Origin of the sequence: Brachybacterium nesterenkovii (assembly GCF_900163655.1) — a bacterium.
GTDB lineage: Bacteria > Actinomycetota > Actinomycetes > Actinomycetales > Dermabacteraceae > Brachybacterium > Brachybacterium nesterenkovii.
In genome coordinates this window covers 47,498-67,043 of the sequence record NZ_FWFG01000092.1, presented here as the reverse complement: position 1 = coordinate 67,043, position 19,546 = coordinate 47,498, and the positions used below count along the sequence as shown (strand labels likewise).

Sequence of the window (19,546 nt, the reverse complement as noted above, 5' to 3'; positions counted from 1 at the left end):
TTCCCCTCAGGCGAGCGGACCGCGGGAGCGGTGGCGCGCATTGCCCAGACCGCCGGTCCCCCCGAGCGTCGCAACGACTGCGCGGATCGCGTCGATCGACGACCGCCGCGGAGACCAGCCGGTCTCGCGATGGATGCGCTCCGTCGACATGACGGGCGTCACCACCGCCATGTCGATCCACCCCGGGTCCGTGGGCTGCAGCCGCGCCCTGTACGTGAGAGCCGCGAGCGCCCGGACCATCGGGGTAGGCACTGGCAACCAGCGGCGCGCGCCGAGGGCGTAGCCGATGGCGTCGGGGCCGACCACCGGGTCGGCCGCAACATTGAACGCGCCGGGTGCGCGGTGGCGGACCACGCGCCAGTACGCGTCGGCGATGTCGTCGGCGTGCACAGCCTGCATGACGATGCCGTGGGGCCAGGGGAAGACCGGGAGCGCACCCGTGGCCAGGAGCCGCAGCAGCGGGCGCGGGACGAGAACGCCCAGGAAGTAGTCGCGAATCTCCGGGCCTGCCTCCTCCTGGAAGATCAACCCCGGCCGCAGGCGCGATACGGTCATCTCCGGGTGCGCGGCGCTGACCTCGTCGAGGATCCGTTCGACCTGCGCTTTCTGGCGCGCGTAGTGAGACGAGTCGCACCCGTGCGTGGGGAACGACTCGTCCTGGGGAGACCGCCCCGGCGCGGAGCCGTCGGCCCGTCCGTATGCGCCGACGCTCGAGGCGTGGACCAGGTGGGGAACGCCAGCGGCGGCAGCGGCCTCGAAGACACGGCGTGAGCCCTCGACGTTGGTACGTACCAGCAGGTCCTCATCGCGGTTGGGACGGATGACCCAGGCGAGGTGGACCACGGCGTCCGCCCCGCGCAGTGCGTCGACGAGGGCAGGAGAGCTCGCGGGGTCGGAGATGTCGATGTGGCGCCACTCCACCCCGCTGTACGGCTCCCCGGTGCGGTCGGGGCCCCGTCGCGAGATCCCGACGATGGAGGAGACGTCGTGGGCGGCGTGGAGGCGGCGGAGGAGCGCGGTCCCCACGTTCCCGGTGGCTCCGATGACGGCGATGCGCATGGCTACTCCTGGTTCCTCGGCGGCAGACGCAACGTGCGCCCTGGGGCAGGGTATGCAACGGTGCCGGAAACGAGCTGGACCTCCCGCCATACCCCGCCCTGAGATGCCCCCCACTGCATCAGAGATGCGATCGGCCTACCATGGCCTGCGACATGTGCCGACTCTTCGCTCTCTCCGCCGACCAGCCCGTGACCGCCCGCTTCTGGCTCCTCGACGCCCCGTACTCGCTGCGCCTGCAGTCCCGCCACAACGCCGACGGCACCGGTATCGGCTGGATCGACGAGACCGGCGCGGCCCTCGTGGCCAAGCGCCCCGTCGCCGCCTACGCCTCGGACCGCTTCGAGCACACGGCCACATCGCTGACGGCGCGCACGATGATCGCCCACATCCGCCTGTCCTCCGGCACCAGTTCGGAGCGCGAGAACACGCACCCGTTCCTCATGAACGGCATCGTCATGGCCCACAACGGCGTGCTCCACGTGACCGATCAGCTGCGCGATCGCGTGCGTGAGCTCGGCACCGCGGACCTGGTCCAGGGCACGACGGACTCGGAGTGGATGTGCGCGCTGATCGCCGGCGAGGTTGCGCGGCGCGAGGCCGACCGCTCCCTGCGGCGCGTGGTCGTCCCGGCCGATGCGCTCGAGCCGACGCTCGATGCGTCCGCCCCTGCTGAGCCGACGCCCGACCTGTCTGCCACCCCCACTCCCACCGACCCCGCGGCCGTGCGCGACCGGGACCGGGCCCTGCACGACGGTCTTGTCGCGGCGCTGGCCTGGACCGCCCGCCACGTGCCCGTGTACTCGGCGAACCTGCTGGTCGCGCGCGACCACCATCTCTATGCGCTGCGCCTGCCCGCCACCAATGAGCTGTGGGTGCTGGATCGCCCGGCGGGTGCTGTGGCCGACGAGGCCCTCGACCAGGCGTCGGCCACGTTGCGAGCGCGATCCGACGATCTCCGCGACGTCCACTCCGTGGTGGTCGCGAGCGAGCCGATGGACGACGACGAGTCCTGGCATCTGCTCGAGGACGGCGAGCTGCTGCACGTCGACCCCGACGGGATCGTGACCAGCGAGAAGCCGCTGCCCGCCCTCGCGCATCCCCTCGGCCTGGAGGACCTGGGGCTCTCGGCCGCGGCCTCGCAGGCACATGCCGCGCAGGTGCGGGAGAACGCCGAGCGGAAGGCGCGCCGGAAGGCGGCCTGACCTGCGGAAATCGGGCCCGTCGACGGAGGTGGGGCCAGCCGCCCGGTGGGAAGCCGCGCGCCCCGGAGTGCCCGGCGGCTGTCGGCTGATGCGGGGACGGTGCCCGATGCCGATGCTGCGGCCCGCCCCGCTCAGCGCTCGTGCTCGAGCACCCGGATCGCCAGCTGCACCCGGTTGGTCACGTGGAGCTTGTGGAACAGGTGCGACAGGTGCGTCTTGACGGTGGCCAGGCTCAGGAACAGGGCCCCGGCGATCTCGGTGTTCGTGCATCCCTGGGCGACGAGCCGCCCCACCTCCCATTCGCGCTCGGTGATCCCAGCGGGCAGGGGCGCGGAGGTCGGGGACGGCGCCGTTTGCTCCGATGACGAGGGGGCTGGAGCTGATGTCGGGATGGCCGGTGAGGACGTCGCGGATGCGGAGCCGGGGAAGCCGTAGGGCCCGGGGCGCTCGCCATCATCGTGCCCGTGCCCGTGCCCGTGCCCGTGCCCGTGCCCGTGCCCGTGGCTGTCTGCAGCGCTGGTGCTGTTCGCGCTTCGGCGCATGCCCGAGGCTTCGCCCTCCCCGCCCGCGGCGGCGATCCGCACGAGGCGCTGGAGCGCCTGCGGGGAGAAGCGCGGGCGCCCCGCCGCGGCGTCGAGGATCGCGCCCACGACAGCGTCCGGCGGGGAATCCTTGAGCAGGAACGACACGGCGCCGGCCCGCAGGGCCTCCAGCAGGAAGCCATCGGTGTCGAAGGCCGTCAGCACGATCACCCGGGCGCGCGAGCCCGCGGAGACGAGGCGGCGCGTGGCCTCGATCCCGTCCAGGCGCGGCATGCGGACGTCCATGAGGATCACGTCCGGGTCCAGGGCGTCGGCCCGGGCGAGGGCCTCGTCGCCGTCGGAGCACTCGCCGACCACAGCGATGCCGTGGGTCCCGTCGACCAGGAGGCGCAGGCCGGAGCGCATGAGTGCCTCGTCGTCGGCGATCAGCACCCTGATCTGCCTGCTCGTCGTCCCCGTCATGCCGGCGTCTCCCACGGCAGCTCCACCTCCACCTCGAACATGCTCCGTCCGTCCTCGCCCGTCGTCGTGCCGCTGCGTGCCCGGCCCCCGAGCAGTCTGGCCCTCTCCGCGAGGCCGATGAGCCCGAAGCCCGTGCCGGTCACCGGTGCGGTCGTCTCCTCGCGCGATGCCCCCGGAGCCCCCCGCGTAGACGTGCGCGCGGCATCCTGCCCGTCCACTGCCTGAGCGCTCCCGGCGGGGGCGTCTCCGACCGCGGTGCCCGCCATGTCCGCCCAGGCCCCGATCGGATTCCGCACGGTCAGCATCACCCGGTCCGCCTCCCCGTCCACAGCTCCGCCCGGTGCAGGCAGGTGCCGCAGCGTCACCTGCACCGGTGCGCCGGGACTGTGCTTGCGGGCGTTGAGCAGGGCCTCGTCGAGCGAGCGCTCGAGCGCGGTCGCGACGGTTCGGGGGAGGGCCGCGACATCGACCTCGCGCCGCGCCTCGACCCGCGCCCCCAGCGCCTCCTCCCGGGCCAGGAGCTCCTCGAACCAGTCCTCGCCCAGCAGCGGAGCTGTGCTCTGGATGCCGGAGCCCTCGCGCAGGGCTGCGAGCACGCTCGCCAGCTCGATGTTGGCCCGCTGCGCGCTCTCGCGCAGCGTCGCGCCGAGCTCGCGCGCCTGCTCGGGCGGCATGTCCTCACGGTAGGCGAGCGCCCCGGCGTGCAAGGAGATCACGGCCAGGTGATGGGCCACGCTGTCGTGCATGTCGCGGGCCAGGGCGGTGCGCTCACGAGCCACGGCGCCATCGACCTCCGCCTCGCGCCGGGTCGCCAGCGCCTCGTGCTCACGGACGAGCGCGGCACGGGCCTCTTCGGCCGAGGCGGCCTGGGCCCGCAGCGACGCGATGAGCGCGGTGCGCGTGCCCTGCGCCCAGCCCCACAGGACGAAGGCGGTGCCGAGGGCCGCCATCAGCACCGCCATTCCGAGGATGTCACCGCGCCCCATGCCGTCGAAGCCGTACAGCGCGCCCTCCCAGCCCATCGAGATAGCGGTGACCAGGGCGACGGCGGTCACGGCCAGCGGCAGGGAGCGCTCGCGCCCCAGTCGCGTCAGGGCCACGAGAACGGCAGGGCCCGCCCAGGTGCTCGCGCATCCGATCGCCGCGATCGCCAGGTTCCAGCGTCCGGCCCGGCGCATCGGACCGACGGCTGCCGACAGCAGCAGACCGAGCGCCGGGTCGACCAGGCCGACGGCGAGGGTCTGCGCGCGGGTGAGGACCGGGGTCGTCTCCAGCACCAGGCCCAGGCTGACCGCCCAGACGAGGAAGCCCGCCGCCCAGCAGCCCACGAACAGCAGGACCGCCCGGCCCCAGCGCTTCCAGCGCGGTGCGCGCGGCGCGACGGCGGACGCGTCGGGGCTGGTGGCAGTGGGCACCGGCCCATCGTAGGAAGGGGTCGGATGATGCGGGATCAGCCGTACGGCCGATTCCGTCGGATCAGTCGTCTGCCCGATGCGCGTCAGGCCGCCGGCCCGGGAGCATCGGGGCCATGCCCTCCTCGACGCACCCCGCGGGCTCCGCCTTCCCGATCCCGTCCGCGGAGTCCCGTTCCCGCATCACCGTCGCCCCCTCGCCCGCCGCCCGGGCCGTCGTCATCGGCGTCTCAGCGCTGATCGGCGCGGCCGTCGGGTGGTTCGCCCGCCTGCTCGCGGGGACGTTCCTCGTGCACGTGCCCGTGATCGGCACCGCGATCGAGATCGTCGAGCGTGTCGACGGCTGGTTCGGCGGCACCGGGCACCTGCTCGTGGCTCTCGCGTGCGCCGGGGCAGGCGCCCTCGTCGCCTCGAGCATCCTGGGCTCGCTCACGACCATCTCGGTGGACGAGCACGGCATCTATGTGCACGATGACGGGGAGACGCGCCGCTGGGCCCGCAGCCAGGTCCACCGGATCGTCCTCGAGCCGGACTCCGTGGGCGACGGCATCCTCAGCCTGCGCGACGAGCGCGACGCCGACCTCCAGCGGGCCGAGCTCGACGTCTCCGTGGCCCGCGTGCGCGAGGCCCTCGAGTCCCGCGGCTGGAGCGTCGAGGTGCAGCCGCGGCGCTGACGGAGCGGAACGGCCCCTGGGATGCCCCGTGGTCCGGTCCGCTGCGCCCCGGACGTCGGCCTCGGCTCTTACAGTGGAGGGCATCATGAGCGATGACGCGACCCCTGACATGACCGACGGCGACGGCCCAGCCCAGGTGAGGGCTGTGGGGGTTGCGGACGACGCGGCGGAGCCCGCGCAGCCCATGCCCGTGCAGTCCACGCCGTACCACCGCCTGGCGACTCTCCGCCCGGAGTGGGCCCGGTGGTGGCGGCCGCTGACCACAGCCTTCGCGATCACGGCCATCTGGCTGATCCTCGCCTCCCTGCTGATGGTCGGCATGGTCCTCGTGCTCACGGCGCTGGGGGCGGACCGCTCCATCGGCCAGGCGCTCGACGACCCGACGAGCCCGCTCGACGTCTTCGTCCGCAGCGCCCTCGGTGCCCTGCTGCTCCCCGCCGGGCTGCTCGGCGTGCGGCTGGGCGGGTGGAGGCCGACGTCGCTGCTGTGGTCGGTCGCCGACCGCTTCCGAACCGCGCAGATGGGCCGCATGCTGGCGCTCGCCGTCGTCGCCGTCGCCCTCGCCACCGCCATGCAGACTCTGCTCCACGGCGGGCGACCCGCTCTGCCGGAGTCCGGGCGCACGATCGGTGTGGTGCTCGTGCTCCTGCTCGTCGCGCCGCTGCAGGCCGCGGGGGAGGAGCTCGTGCTGCGAGGCGCCGTGATGCAGGGCGTGGGCACGTGGGTGCGGGGCCCGGCCGTCCCGATCCTGGCGACGCTGCCCTTGTCCCTGATCGGTGCCATGCACTCGCTCGACACCGCCTTCACCGCGGTCTTCATCGCCCTCGCCAGCGGTGTCCTCGCCTGGCGCACCGGCGGGATCGAAGCCTCCATCGTCCTGCGGACGGCGGTGCTCCTGACGGCGGGTGTCGTCGGGCTGCTCGGCATGGGCGCTGAGACGACGATCTGGTTCGGGGCGATGCTCGCCTTCCTGGTGCTGGTGAACATCACGGGGTACACCCGGCGCGATTCCTCCGTCGAGACGGTCACGGTCCTCGGTGGCGACCGCGGCCCGTTCTTCCCCGTCATGCGGTCGGCCGACGCCCCGGTGCCCCCGCCCGTGCGGGTCTGAGGTCGCGCGGGCCGGCGTCGGCAGATCCTTGCCTCCCCGGGTGCCCCGCCCGTGCAGGTTCACGACCCTCCGCGGGCAGTGATGCAGTCATGCGCGCACACAGCGCCATATACGCGCTGTGTGCGCGCATGACTGCATCTCTGTCCATGCCCGGGCATCAGGCCTACCACCCGGAGGCCACCTGCTCCGCGCACGCCGCCTGCCCCGCGCACGCCGCCCAGTCCGCAGTTTCCACCTGCCCCGGGAATCAGACCTGCCCGCGCTGACAGACTGTCCCGCGCATGCGGCCGGTGCAGGCATCCTCGACGGAGGCGTCCAGCGTGTGACGGGCCTGCCACCCGGATGCCGCCCGCCCCGCGCATGCTGCCGGTGCTCGAGCGACCCTGCGTGCTGGCCCGCTCGCTCAGACCCCGACGGCCCGCGCCACCGCATCGGCCAGCATCACATCGCCCAGGCCCGACCCGAGGTTCTGCACCACCACGCGCTCGGCGGGCCGTCCGTCCCGCAGGAGCGCGCCCGTCGCCGTGCTCGCCCGCGGGTAGTCCTCGCTGAGCTTGTCCGGGCGCAGCGCCTCGAACTGCTCGGGATCGTCAGCTGCGACGGTCGCCCCGCGCGCCACCGCGGCCCCCGCCACCGAGGCGTAGTCGATCGGCAGGTACGTGGCGTCATCGCAGGCCAGCGACGGGTCCAGCTCGCTGCCGTGCAGGCCGATGGGCAGGCCGGAGATCACCACGCCCGCCCCGCGCACCGCCGCGTCGCGGTCCGTCGTCGTCTCCAGGTGCAGGCCCGGGACCTCGCGGGATGCCCATTCCGCCAGCTCGGCGAGAGCCTCGGGGCGGCGCCCCCACACGGTCAGGCGCTTCCGGCCGATCGCGGCCAGCACCCGGGCGTGGGAGCGGGCCTGCACCCCCGTGCCGAGGAACACGGCGCGCCGATCGTCGAGGGCGATGCTCGCGCCGGTCACGGCCGCGGTGCGCAGAGCGGTGAGCTCGGCGGCGTCCATCGTGCAGCGGACGGCCCCGGTCTGCGCGTCCGACAGCACCATGAGCCCGCTGATGATCGGCAGGCCTTGGGCCGGGTTGTCCTTCATGATCGCGACCCACTTCACGCCCAGCAGTCCGCGCTCGGGCCAGGCGGCGGGCATGGCGTTGGCGAAGCCCGTGCCGTGCGCCGACACCTGCGACTTCGGGGCCACGGAGGCGCTGCCGTCGGCGAGGGCCTGCAGGGTCTCGCGCATGAGGTCCACCGCCTCGGCGGGGGAGGGGAGGAGGTCGCGGACGCGATCATCGGGGAGGTGGAGCATGCCCTCCACGGTAACGGGAGGGGGTGAGGGTCGGATCAGCCGCGGGCCGTGCGACGCCCCTGGACCCAGGGCTCGGCCGGGGTGGAGGACACGCGCGGCGGCATGATCACCACGGGGCACTGCGCCCGGTACACCAGCGAGCGGACGAACGACGGCTCCCCCTCGAGCTCGCGGCGGCGCGGCGCATCGACCACGAGCATCGCGGCACCGTCGGACGCCGCCGTCAGGACCCGTCGCCGTCCCCCGCGGACCGCCCGCAGCTCGACCTCCTCGGCATCGTCCCCGAGGGCCGCGCGCACATGCGCCTCGAGATCAGCGAGCGTGCTCGCCTCCAGCACGTCCCCGGACCCGGCCACGCGCGACGGCGTGGGCCGCACGGTCCCAGCGGACGTTGCGGGCACCTTGTACGCCCGGACGGCGACGAGCCGCAGCTCGAGGCGCCGGGCCGTCTCGAGCGCCCAGCGCAGTGCCATCGGCGAGCCGGAGCTGCCGCTCACGCCCACGACGACGAAGCCCTCGGGGCGCGCGGTCGTGTCGCGTGGGTGCCGCGCCGGGGCCGCGCGGACCCGGCAGGGTGCTGATCGGAAGCGGTCATGCGTGGGCCTCCTCGGACTCGGCATGGTGCGTGGACAGGGGATCGGCGATGTCCTCGAGACCCTTGTTCTCGGCATCGACGCCGATGGCCAGGGCGACGATGCCGCCGATGAGCATGACGGCGGCACCGCCGATGTACCCGATGGTCAGCGGGCCGCGCGAGGAGGCGTCGCCGATCAGCGCACCGTAGATCAGCGGGGCGATCGCGCCGCAGATCTGGGCGATCGAGAAGAAGTAGCTGATCGCCTGCCCGCGCACCTCGAGCGGGAAGATCTCCGAGACCGTGAGGTAGGCCGCCGACGCGCCGGCGCTCGCGAAGAAGAACGCGACGCACCAGAAGATCGTGTGCGTGGTCGGGGTGAGCAGGTCGGCCTGGAAGCAGAACGCCGAGGCCGTGAGCACGAGCGCCGCGATGCCGTAGGTCGCGAAGATCATCTTCCGCCGCCCGATCGTGTCGAAGAAGCGGCCCAGCAGCAGCGACCCGAGAAGGTTCCCGATCGCGAACGGGATCATGTAGAGCCCGACGGAGTCCTTGGGCACGTCGTAGAAGTCGCCCAGCACGATCGCGTACGTGAAGAAGATGGCGTTGAACAGGAAGGACTGGGTGATCATGAGCGTCGCCCCGAGGATGGTCCGCTGCGGGTAGTCCTTCAGGAACACCCGGGCGACGGTCCGCAGCGGCAGCTTCTCCTCGGCCTTGACGGTCAGCGCCTGGGACTCGTCGACGTCCTCGAGCTCGATGCCGCGCGAGGCGACGTCGTGCTCGATGCTCGCGGCGATCTCCTCGACCTCCTTCGCGTGCCCGTGGGTGAGCATCCAGCGCGGCGACTCGGGGATATGACGGCGGATCACGATGAGCACCAGGCCCAGGACCGGCCCGAGGAAGAAGCCGATGCGCCAGCTCCAGTGCGCGTCGATCAGGGCCGGGTTCAGCAGGAAGATCGTGGTAACGGCGCCCAGCGCCACGCCCGCCCAGTAGGTGCCGTTGAGGGCGAGGTCCACGCGTCCGCGGTACTTCGCGGGGATGAGCTCGTCGATCGCGGAGTTGATCGCGCTGTACTCGCCGCCGATGCCGGCGCCCGCGATGAACCGGCACAGGTAGAAGAACCACAGCGAGAACGCGGCGCCCGCGAGGCCCGACCCGATGAGGTACACGGCCAGCGTCAGGACGAACAGCTTCTTGCGGCCGATGCGGTCGGTCAGGCGCCCGAAGAGCAGCGCACCGAGCACCTGGCCCAGCAGGTAGAACGTGGCCGACGCCGTGATCTCGGTGGTCGACATGCCCAGGTCCTGCGCGAACCCGTTGGCCGCGACGATCTGGACCTCGATGCCGTCCAGGATCCACGCCGTGCCGAGGCCCACGATGACCATCGTGTGGACGCGGGACCAGGGCAGGCGGTCCATGTGCGCGGGGATGAGGCGGGACGCGGGGGAGAGGGCGCTCGAAGGCATAGAAGGCGGTCCATGCGCGCGGGAATGAGGCTGCGCACCGCATCCTGGTCGCGGGATGCGCTCGTCGCGGAGCTCGACATGGCTGGGACCTCCAGGGGGCGGGGATCAGGGACGGCGGGGGGCGGCGGCGCCCGACCAGCGCAGCGGGGTGCGAGGGCACAGCACCCGCTCCGCGGGTCGCGCGACGCACGAACCGGGGGTCTGCCGACGCTTCGCCGGGGGATCCGCCCCACTGCTTCCCGGCCGGTAGGGGATATTCGACGGTCTGTGATGCCCGCCATACCCTGACGCCGGGCTCACCCCCCGGGAGGTTCTTCTGACCTGCGATGACGCCGATCCTCAGGGCTCTCGAGCGGTGCCGCCCGCCCACCGTCCCGCGACGAAGGAACAGATCATGCCTGCTGGAGCAGCCTCGCCCACCCCCTCGCGCCGTGCTGTTCTGGGCGCTGCCGGAGCCGCAGCCGCGATCCCCGTCCTGGCGTCGTGCGGAGGGTCGGACCCGGCCGAGCAGGCGGCGGAAGACGTGTCGGGTGATATCTCGACGGTGCTGCCGACGTACACGGAGCAGCAGGCCATCGCGCCCCAGATCGCGGGCCGCAACGGGTCGACGCCCGGTTACCTCGAGTACCCGAAGGATCTGCCGCAGACCGTCGCGGCGCCGCCCGGCAAGGGTTCGTCGTTCACCTGCATGGTCCCCACCTGGTCGGGCGTGAAGTCCGGCAGCAACGATTTCACCCAGGCGCTCGATGAGGCGCTCGGCGCGAAGCTCACGTACCAGATGACCACCGGCAACGACTACCGCGACAAGCAGGCCGCGGTGCTCGCCTCTCCCGACGATGTCGCCGACTGGGTCTCCGTGTTCGGCTGGGACCCGCCGGCCCGCTTCGACCAGGCCGTCGAGTCGGTCTTCCAGGACCTCACGCCGTTCCTCGCGGGCGACAAGATCTCGAAGTGGAAGTACCTCGCCAACCTGCCCACCGCCGCATGGAGCTTCGGCGTCATCAAGGGCAAGCTATACGGCATCCCGGTGCCGGGCGAGATCGTCACCGACGCGATCTTCCACCGCGCGGACATGTTCGGCGCCGCCGGCGTCGAGGCGCCCAAGACCCCCGACGAGTTCCTCGAGGTCTGCAAGGCCCTGACCGCCCCCGACCAGGGCCGCTGGGCCTGCAACGACATGGCCACCGCGGCCCCGAACCTGATGTTCGGCGCCCCGCCGGACTGGCGCGTGAAGGACGGCAAGCTCGAGTACCGCTGGGAGACCCAGGAGTACCGCGACGCCCTCGAGTTCCAGCGCGAGCTGTTCGACAAGGGCTACGTCCACCCCGACGTCAAGGCCGACACCGGCGACGCGAAGCAGCGCTTCCAGGCCGGCCAGGTCGCGATCCACTACGACGGCGTGGGCGCGTGGGGCGAGATGGTCAAGCAGCTCGCCACCAGCAGCCCCGAGGCGAAGATCGCGCCGATGTCGGGCCTGTCCGCCTCCGGCACCCCGATCCGCTACGCCGGCTCGCCCGCCAACTTCTTCAGCTTCCTCAAGAAGAGCGACGACCCCTCCCGCATCGAGGAGCTGCTCGGCATCGCCGATTACCTCGCGGCGCCCTTCGGCACCAAGGAATGGGAGGTCGCGTCCTACGGGAAGGAGGGCGTGCACTTCACCCGCGGCGCCGACGGCGTCCCGCAGCCCACCGACCTCCTCGAGGAGCAGCACCCCGGCGTCCTCGGGACCCTCGTGACCGGTCCGCTGGCCAAGTACGACTTCACGAACCCCGAGTTCGTCAAGGAGTACTGCGAGTGGCAGGCCGCGGAGACCGAGCACATGCAGGAGGGCCCGTTCTACGGTCGCCAGATCGTCCGGCCCGCCGAGTACGCGACGCTCGACCAGCCGATGTACGACCTCGAGAAGGACGTCGTGCGCGGCCGCAAGTCGATGGAGGACTTCGACGCGGCGGTCACGACGTGGCGCAGCTCCGGCGGCGACCGCATGCGCGAGTACTACGAGAGCGTCCGTCAGCAGCTCGACGCATGACGGTGCGCGCCGAGGCGCGCACGGATCGGATCCGCCGGCGCCGGATCCCGCTGCGCACCCGTCTGCGCCGCGACTGGCCGCTGCTGGTGATGGTGGCGCCGGCCGTCGTGCTCCTGATCGTGTTCGCGTACGTTCCGATGCTGGGCAACGTGATCGCGTGGCAGTCGTACTCCCCGTACGTGGGGATCGCCGAGAGCCCGTTCATCGGGTGGGCGAACTTCCGCCGCGTGCTCGCGACTCCCGGGTTCTGGGAGGCCGTCGGCAACACCCTCACGATCACGGCGTTCCAGCTCGTGTTCTACTTCCCGGTGCCCATCGCGATCGCGCTGCTGATGAACTCGGTGCTGCGGCCGTGGCTGCGCACCACCATCCAGTCGATCGTCTACCTGCCTCACTTCTTCTCGTGGGTGCTGGTGGTGACGATCTTCCAGCAGATCCTGGGCGGGGCCGGCCTGCTGAACCGGCTGCTGGCCTCGGTCGGGGCCGCGCCGCTGGACATCATGACCAACCCGGACACCTTCCTCCTGCTGGTCACGTCCCAGCAGGTGTGGAAGGACGCGGGGTGGGGGATGATCATCTTCCTGGCGGCGCTGAGCACGATCGATCCGAGCCTGTACGAGGCGGCCGCCGTCGACGGCGCGGGGCCGTGGCGGCGCATGCGGCACATCACCCTCCCGGCGCTGCGTCCGACGATCATCCTGCTGCTCATCCTGCGGCTCGGAGATGCGTTGACCGTCGGCTTCGAGCAGCTGATCCTCCAGCGCGGGGCGGTCGGCCAGGGTGCGGCCGAAGTCCTCGACACGTACGTCTACTACCAGGGCGTGATCGGCGGCGACTGGTCGTATGCGGCCGCCGCGGGCCTGCTCAAGGGCGTGGTCTCCCTGCTCCTGGTGCTCGGCGCGAACAAGATCGCCCACCTCGCCGGCGAGGCGGGCGTCTACCAGAGGGAGCAGCGATGAGCGCGGCAGGGACGGAACCCGGTTCCGGGATGGCCGAGCGCGAGCTGCCGGTCGCGGAGCCCGCGCGGGTCGCGGACGGTGCGCCCGTCGGCCCGGCGGACGGCGGGCGCGGTCCCGCGGACGGCCGCCGCTGGCGATCCCGCGGTGCCGCCGCGCATCGCCCCGTCTGGGCTGAGGAGCCGACGCTCGCCGCGAGGATCGGCAAGGCCGCCGTACTGCTGCTGATCGTCCTGGCGGTGCTCGGCCCGCTGTACACGGTCGTCCTCACGTCGCTGTCCACGCAGGCCACGATCGACCGGGCCGGCGGCGGGATGGTGCTCGTCCCGGGCGAGCTCACCCTCGACGCGTACCGCACCATCCTCGACGGCGGCGTGGTCACGCGCTCGATCCTCGTGAGCCTGGGCGTCACGGCGGTCGGCACCCTGCTGTCGACCGCGGTGTCCGTCATGGCGGCCTACGGGCTCTCCCGCACCGGGTCGCTCCTGCACCGCCCGATCCTGTTCATCTTCCTCATCACGATGTTCTTCTCCGCCGGCCTGATCCCCACCTACCTGGTGGTGTCGGGCCTGGGGATGATCGACTCGTACTGGGCGCTGATCCTGCCGGGGGCGGTGTCGGCCTTCAACATCCTCATCCTGCGGTCCTTCTTCATGGGCATCTCGCAGGAGGTGCTCGAGGCGGCGCGCATCGACGGCGCCGGCGACTTCCGGATCCTGTGGACCATCGTGCTGCCGATGTCGACCGCCGTGATCGCCGTGGTCGCACTGTTCTACGGCGTCGGGTACTGGAACTCGTTCTTCAACGCGATGCTCTACCTGCAGGACTCCGGCAAGTGGCCGCTGCAGCTGGTGCTGCGCTCGTACGTGCTGGAGGGCGTCGAGCTGCCCGGCTCCGAGCTGCAGCCCGCGGGCGTCGCCGGCTCCGCGCCCCCGTCGAGCCTCGCGCTGAAGATGGCGATCGTCGTGATGGCTCTCGTGCCGATCCTGATGGTCTACCCGTTCGTGCAGAAGCACTTCACCAAGGGCGTCATCTTCGGGGCCGTCAAGGGCTGAGCCGGCGCGACGCGGGAGGTCGGGGGAGGCCCGGTGCTCCGTCTGCGCGGCGTCCGCGTGCTGTCGAGGCGTCGCCGCGGGGTGCTCCGGCGGGGCCAGGGTGCGCACGCGTCGTCCAGCGTCCGTGACCGGCGCATGTGCAGGTGGGCGGACGCTGGACGACATGCTCTGCTGGCACCGCCGCGCGGTCCCCGCCTCAGCTCCGGATCGCGTCGATCACCTTGATGCGCGTGGCGATGATCGCCGGGAGGGCGCCCGCGAGGATGCCCACCGCCGTCGCGGCGGTCAGGCCCGTGATGACGGCGGTCGTCGGGAACGGCGGCACGTCCACGAGACCGATCGAGTGGAACCACTCGGTCACGAAGGGTGCCTTGACCAGGGCGACCGCCGCGGTGACGCCCACGATCCCGGCGATCACGGTCGCGACCACGGACTCCATGAGCACGCCGATGAAGATCCGCAGGCCCGTGGCCCCGTAGGAGCGGCGGATGCCGATCTCCCGCACCCGATACCGGATGGTCACCAGGGCGATGTTCACCAGGCCCATCGCGCCGAGCACCAGGATCACGGCCGCGACGCCCATCAGCGCGTAGCGCACGTACCGGAAGGCCTCGATGTCCCCGGCGCCGTCCATGCGATACGCGTCGTACGAACCGGTCGGGGCGTCCGTCAGGCGGGCGGAGAGCTGCGAGGCGACCTCCTCGGCCGATTCCTCCGGGACCCAGGCGAGGTACTGGCGCGCGGCCTGCTCCATGCCGCTGCCCGCGGGCAGGTCATCGGCCGCGGAGGCGGAGATGTAGACGGTCGCGTCCATGCCCATGGCGGCGAACTCGTTCGCGGGGACCACGCCGATCACCACGACGGGCGCGGTCGCGCCCTTGTCCGCCACCAGGTCGACGGTCTCGGCACCGAGCTCGGGTCGCCCCAGCTTCTCGTACAGCGTCTCGTCGACCACGATCGCCGGGCTCAGGCGCCCCTCGTCGGAGTCCGCGAACCAGCGGCCCTGCAGGACGTCGACCCGGTGCATCGGCCCCCATCCGGGGTCGACGCCGCGGCCACTGGCGGCGACGACGCCGGAGCCGGTCTGCACGCGCAGCGTCCCCTGGAGGTCGCGGGAGCGCTCGGTGATGCCCATCTGATCGAACTGCTCGAGGACGGCACGGTCCATGTCCTCGACGGTGGCCCTGCCGCCACTGCCGCCGTCGGCGCCCATGTCGCCCATGGGCTGCACGGTGAGCACGGCAGGTCGTCCGCCGAAGCTCTCCACGGACTGCTTCAGCGACTGCTCGAGCATCTGCCCGCCGCTCATCACGGTGGTCAGGGCGAACACGGAGAAGGCGACGCCGAGGAGGGACAGCAGGATGCGCCCCTTGGAGACGCGCAGCTCGCCGTAGGCCTCGACGATCGAGGCGATGAGGCCGGTCATCGGGCTCCTCCTTCCGATGCCCCGACGCGGGCCGCGGCGTCCGCATCCCCGACCGCAGCGCCCGTCGCTTGGGTGGTGTCACCCGATGCCCCGACCGCGGCGCGGCCGGCGCGGATGCCCGCGGTCCCGGCGAGAGCCCCGCGCGCGGCATCGCGGTCGACCGTGTGGAGCACGCCGCCGTCCAGCAGGAACGAGCGGTCGGACAGGGCCGCGACCTGCAGGTCGTGGGTGATGGTCACGAGCGCGGCCCCGGACTCGCGGGCGATCTCGTCGAGCAGCGCCATGACGGCCTCCCCGGTGGTGACGTCGAGGGCACCGGTGGGCTCGTCGGCCAGGATCAGGCGGGGACGACGCACGAGGGCGCGGGCCACGGCCACGCGCTGCTGCTCGCCGCCGGACATCCGGTTGGGCTTGGACTGCGCGCGACCGGCCAGGCCGACGCGCTCGAGCATCTCCATCGCGGCCTTCTCCCGCCCCCAGAACTGGCGGGCGGTGCCGTACAGCATCGGCATCATGACGTTCTCCAGCGCGGTGCGGCCCTCCAGCAGGTTGAACTGCTGGAACACGAAGCCGACGGACTCGCCGCGCAGGCGGGCTCGGCGCCTATCCGACAGCCGCGTCGAGTCCTGGCCGTCGAACAGGACGGTCCCGCCGGTGGGCCGGTCGATGAGGCCCAGCTGGTTGAGCAGCGTGGTCTTGCCGGAGCCGGAGCGGCCGACGATCGAGACATGCTCGCCGCCCTCGACGATCAGGTCGATGCCGCGGAGGATCTCGAGGACCTCCCCGCCGGGCAGGCGGACGGCTCGGGCCAGAGAGCGCAGCTCGAGGAGCGGGGCGGTGCCGGCGGCGCGCGCCCCGCGGCTCGGGATCGGTGCCTCGATCGGTGCGAGCGACTCGGTGGGCGGCTCGGCGCCGGGTGCGGTGCTCACCAGGTCTCCATGCCCATCTGATCCTCGGCATCCACGCCGGGGACGTACTGCAGGACCTCCTGGCCCTCCTCGAGGCCGCCGGTGATCTCGACGGCGTCCTCGCCCTTCTTGCCGAGGGTCACGGGGATCTCCGTCGGCTCGCCGGTCGCATCATCCAGGACGTACACGGTGCCAGCGCCCGCCTCGCCCTTGACCGCCGTCGTGGGGACGGTCAGCACCCCGGTCGCGGTGCCCAGGTCCACGGTGACGTCCACGCCCAGGCCCGGCACGATCTTGGTGCCCGCGAGGACGGGGCAGCGCAGGGAGGCGGCGGAGGAGGCACCGCCGGAGGCGGCCGACGTGTCTGCACCGGCCATCGGATCGCCCTCCATCGCGGCGGCCGGGTCGGAGGCACCGGTATTGGACGCGCCGGAGGCGTCGGGGGAGTTCTCCTCGACCTTCGGCGCCTCGCAGGCGACGGGGCCCTCGGTGCCGGGGATGACGGCGCTCGCGTGCAGGTCCTGGTCCAGCAGCTGCAGCTGCTGCTCGGGGGTCAGGGGCGCGACGATCGCGTAGGTGCCGGGGGAGATGGTCGCGACGGTGTCGCCGATCGCCAGGGTCTGGCCCTTGAGGGCGTCGAGGTCGCGGACCACGCCGGCCGTCGTGGCCTTCAGGGTGAGGTGCTCGTACTGGGGCTCGGCCGGGGCCGCGGAGGCGGCCGCGTTCGGGTCCGCGGGGTCGACGGCGGGGGCGGCCGCCGCCTCCTGCGGCACGCGCAGCTTGAGGATCGTGGTGCCCTCCTCGACCCGGTCGCCGTTGCTCACCGACACCTCGGTGATCTCCCCGGCGTCTTTGGCTTTCAGGGCCGTGCCCTCATCGGCCTCGACGGTCGCCGTGAGCTCGAGGGTGCTGGCGATGTCCCCGCGGGACACGGGCACGGTCGCGTACTGGTCCACGGCCGCCTGCGGAGCGGCGCCGTCCTCGGCGCTCGACGTCGGGTCGCCGCTGAAGAAGGCGATCTTCACCAGCGCCAGGGCCATGAGGCCGATGATCACCATCCAGATGATCGGGAACACGTACCGACGGACCGCTTCCACGAGGACTCCCCCTGAGCTCGACCGCGGTCGGCACCTCGATGCGCCGACCTGCGCAGGAACCAGTGTGGGCGTGCAGGCGGGGACGGAGCCTCAGCCCTGCGGCCAGCACTCCCCGGAGAATCCCCGGACGCGGAGGGGAGCAGGGCCCGGCCCGAGGTGTCAGGCCTCGAGCAGCCACAGCCTCTCGGCGGCGGGCTCGAGCGCGCGTGCGAAGACGCCGACAGGAGGAGAGACCTGCGGGATCTGGCTGCGATAGTGCGCGGCGCGCGCGATCTTGCGCTCGCGATCGGGGGCCAGCAGCACGGGCCGGGCGCTGCGGCCGGTCCGCCGTGCCGCCGCGGCGACGGTGCTCTCGGCCGGCCGGTCCATACCGTAGGGCAGGTCCTCGTAGAGCACGACGTCGACGCCTGCCGAGACCGCGACGTCGAGCGCGGTCTCGCGCACCGCGGCGTGGTCCTCGTTGGCGAGCATGCCCTGGCCCTCGGCGCGCCGGCGCCGACGGATCATGTCGGCGTGGAGGAGGCGCTGGGCGCCGGTGCGCGCGGCAGCTCGAGCGCCACCGGCCGCGCGGGACGGCGCCGGCGCGCACCTCGGCGGGGCATCGGCGGTGGAAGCGCCCTCCTCCCGTGCGTCGGGCGCGGTCAGGGCGGCGGTCAGCGGTCCGATCGGCGCTCCGGATACTCCGTTCGGCACCCCGGATGAGCCGGTCGGCGCGCCGCGGCGCCGGAGAGCACGCGCTGCTCCCCGCAGGCGCCGCACCGCGCCGCGCGTGCGATCGGCCGGCCCGCTGGGGACGGCCACCCCCGCGCCGGACGGGGCGACGAGGAGCCCGTCGGGGTGCTCGGTGAGCCACGCGCGCAGCTGCGCGGCGAGCTCGGCGAGGTCCTGCGGCCTCTCCCCGGGGTCCGCATAGGCGCGGTCGAGGAGATCGAGGTGGCGGTGCCGGATGCCGGCGAGGGCGGCGGCGTCCTCGAGCCGACGGTCGCGGACCAGCTCGGCCCCGGAGTCGTAGCCGCACGCCCGGTCCCACGCGGTGCTGACGCCGTCGGCGGGAACACCCGCGAAGACGGTCCACACCTCCGCCCCCGGCTCGTCGAGGAGGGCGGACACGCTGAGCACGGCGTCGTCCAGATGCGGCGACAGGATCAGCAGCGGTCTTCCCGGGGCGAGGGCCCTGCCCGTCGCTCCGGGCCGTGGCGACGCGAGGCCCAGGCCCTGGCGGAGGGCACGGTGGCGCACGAGGCCCTCGGCGGCGCCGACGACGCCTCCGTACTGCATCGCGGCGCGGACGCGGTCCTCGCGGGCGGCCCCGGGCCGCATGGTCGCGGGCAGGCTCTGCAGGGGCATCCGCACGAGCTCGCGCAGAGCCCAGGACCACGACGTCCTCCGTACCGGGCGTCCCAGGAGGAGGGAGCGCTCGGACTCCTGCACCTGGGCGCGGCCGTAGGCGCGGCGCTGGGCGAAGATGTCCCTCAGAGTCGTCCGCAACCGGTAGTCGACGACCGCTCCGGGGACGGTCCGCATCGCGAGGCCCGACTCCTGCGCCCGCCAGCACAGGTCCACGTCCTCGCCGCACGTGAGCGTCGCGTCCATGCCGCCGAGCGCGAGGAGGTCGGTGCGCGCCATCGCCAGGTTCGCGCTGTACCCGAACGGCAGATAGCCGAGGTAGGCGAACGGCGCCTGGAGCACGGGGGCCTCGAGCCGGGGCCCCGGCTCGAGGCCCAGGAAGGGGCGCAGCGTCCACGCGGGGTTCAGCCGGTCCAGGCGCAGGCAACCGGCCGCGAACGACCGCCCCGGCTCGACGGCCGCCGCGAGGCCCGCGACCCAGCGCGGATCCACGACGTCGTCGGCGTCGCAGAACAGGAGCGTGGCCCCGCGCGCAGCGGCCGCCCCGGCGTTGCGAGCGTGGGCGGCACCCGGGCGGCCGCTCGCGTCGACCACCCGCACCGGCGGCACCGGTGCGAGCGCGGCGACGAGCTCCGCGAGCCCGGCGCTGCCCTCGTTGTCGGCGATGACCACCTCGAACGGCGGGGCATCGACCTGCCCGGCGAGGGCCGCGAGCTGCAGGGGCAGGGTGTCGAGCGCAGCGGAGAAGGGGATGACGACGGTGACGTCCGGGGTGTCCACGGCGTCAGCCTATCGACGGTGCAGCCGACCACGTGGATGTCTGCTTGGTCATGTCTCCCTCGCGTCGGGACGAACGCCCTGCCTACGGTGAACGGGACGGGCGCCCTGCCCTGCGGGGCGCCGACCACTACTGCGCC

16 protein-coding genes are annotated in these 19,546 nt (G+C 72.8%); 6 read left to right on the top strand and 10 right to left on the bottom strand.

Annotated features, from left to right (window positions below; all coding sequences use genetic code 11):
* Positions 1–6: 6 nt before the first annotated feature.
* Positions 7–1,059, bottom strand: a complete 1,053-nt coding sequence (locus FM110_RS10470; RefSeq protein WP_087104698.1) for an NAD-dependent epimerase/dehydratase family protein — start codon at positions 1,057–1,059, stop codon at positions 7–9.
* A 152-nt stretch (positions 1,060–1,211) separates the two neighbouring features.
* On the opposite strand from FM110_RS10470, the gene FM110_RS14640 reads away from it, so the two are divergent.
* The gene (locus FM110_RS14640) at positions 1,212–2,261 is read left to right on the top strand and encodes a class II glutamine amidotransferase (protein ID WP_234992250.1); all 1,050 of its coding nucleotides are present in this window, start codon (positions 1,212–1,214) and stop codon (positions 2,259–2,261) included.
* Between the two features lie 131 nt (positions 2,262–2,392).
* Here the strand turns inward: FM110_RS14640 and FM110_RS10460 are convergent, their stop codons facing one another.
* Complete coding sequence (locus tag FM110_RS10460) at positions 2,393–3,265, bottom strand: response regulator transcription factor (protein WP_087104719.1); 873 nt, start codon at positions 3,263–3,265, stop codon at positions 2,393–2,395.
* Positions 3,262–4,680: a sensor histidine kinase gene (locus FM110_RS10455; protein WP_087104697.1), complete on the bottom strand. Its 1,419-nt coding sequence runs from the start codon at positions 4,678–4,680 to the stop codon at positions 3,262–3,264. The genes FM110_RS10460 and FM110_RS10455 overlap by 4 nt, the downstream gene beginning before the upstream one ends.
* A 113-nt stretch (positions 4,681–4,793) precedes the next feature.
* On the opposite strand from FM110_RS10455, the gene FM110_RS10450 reads away from it, so the two are divergent.
* Complete coding sequence (locus tag FM110_RS10450; RefSeq protein ID WP_087104696.1) at positions 4,794–5,351, top strand: YqeB family protein; 558 nt, start codon at positions 4,794–4,796, stop codon at positions 5,349–5,351.
* 85 nt (positions 5,352–5,436) lie between these two features.
* Complete coding sequence (locus FM110_RS10445) at positions 5,437–6,462, top strand: CPBP family glutamic-type intramembrane protease (RefSeq protein ID WP_087104695.1); 1,026 nt, start codon at positions 5,437–5,439, stop codon at positions 6,460–6,462.
* A 403-nt stretch (positions 6,463–6,865) separates the two neighbouring features.
* Here FM110_RS10445 and FM110_RS10440 read toward each other — a convergent pair whose 3' ends face one another.
* The 3 genes from FM110_RS10440 to FM110_RS10430 form a co-directional block, all read right to left on the bottom strand.
* The gene (locus tag FM110_RS10440) at positions 6,866–7,765 is read right to left on the bottom strand and encodes an ornithine cyclodeaminase (protein ID WP_087104694.1); all 900 of its coding nucleotides are present in this window, start codon (positions 7,763–7,765) and stop codon (positions 6,866–6,868) included.
* 35 nt (positions 7,766–7,800) lie between these two features.
* Positions 7,801–8,262, bottom strand: a complete 462-nt coding sequence (locus FM110_RS10435) for a universal stress protein (protein ID WP_159458047.1) — start codon at positions 8,260–8,262, stop codon at positions 7,801–7,803.
* A gap of 94 nt (positions 8,263–8,356) precedes the next feature.
* Positions 8,357–9,811, bottom strand: a complete 1,455-nt coding sequence (locus tag FM110_RS10430) for an MFS transporter (RefSeq protein WP_234992248.1) — start codon at positions 9,809–9,811, stop codon at positions 8,357–8,359.
* A 523-nt stretch (positions 9,812–10,334) separates the two neighbouring features.
* Here FM110_RS10430 and FM110_RS10425 point away from each other — a divergent pair.
* Genes FM110_RS10425 through FM110_RS10415 form a run of 3 tightly spaced genes read left to right on the top strand, consistent with a single transcriptional unit; the run spans position 10,335 to position 13,851 of the window.
* The gene (locus FM110_RS10425; RefSeq protein ID WP_159458046.1) at positions 10,335–11,840 is read left to right on the top strand and encodes a type 2 periplasmic-binding domain-containing protein; all 1,506 of its coding nucleotides are present in this window, start codon (positions 10,335–10,337) and stop codon (positions 11,838–11,840) included.
* Positions 11,837–12,799 carry an ABC transporter permease gene (locus tag FM110_RS10420; protein ID WP_087104691.1) on the top strand — a complete coding sequence of 321 codons (963 nt, stop codon included), beginning with the start codon at positions 11,837–11,839 and terminating at the stop codon, positions 12,797–12,799. The genes FM110_RS10425 and FM110_RS10420 overlap by 4 nt, the downstream gene beginning before the upstream one ends.
* Positions 12,796–13,851 carry a carbohydrate ABC transporter permease gene (locus FM110_RS10415; protein ID WP_234992246.1) on the top strand — a complete coding sequence of 352 codons (1,056 nt, stop codon included), beginning with the start codon at positions 12,796–12,798 and terminating at the stop codon, positions 13,849–13,851. Before FM110_RS10420 ends, FM110_RS10415 begins: the two co-directional genes overlap by 4 nt.
* Before the next feature lie 196 nt (positions 13,852–14,047).
* Here the strand turns inward: FM110_RS10415 and FM110_RS10410 are convergent, their stop codons facing one another.
* From FM110_RS10410 to FM110_RS10395, 4 genes are all read right to left on the bottom strand, one after another.
* On the bottom strand, positions 14,048–15,277 hold the full coding sequence (locus tag FM110_RS10410; protein WP_087104689.1) for an ABC transporter permease: 1,230 nt from the start codon (positions 15,275–15,277) through the stop codon (positions 14,048–14,050).
* Complete coding sequence (locus tag FM110_RS10405; RefSeq protein WP_087104717.1) at positions 15,274–16,146, bottom strand: ABC transporter ATP-binding protein; 873 nt, start codon at positions 16,144–16,146, stop codon at positions 15,274–15,276. The genes FM110_RS10410 and FM110_RS10405 overlap by 4 nt, the downstream gene beginning before the upstream one ends.
* Positions 16,147–16,202: 56 nt before the next feature.
* A complete protein-coding gene (locus FM110_RS10400; RefSeq protein ID WP_143276368.1) occupies positions 16,203–17,282 on the bottom strand; it encodes an efflux RND transporter periplasmic adaptor subunit in 1,080 nt (359 codons plus the stop codon).
* 159 nt (positions 17,283–17,441) lie between these two features.
* Entirely contained in the window at positions 17,442–19,409 is a 1,968-nt protein-coding gene (locus FM110_RS10395; RefSeq protein WP_087104687.1) for a glycosyltransferase, read from the bottom strand.
* Positions 19,410–19,546 lie beyond the last annotated feature (137 nt).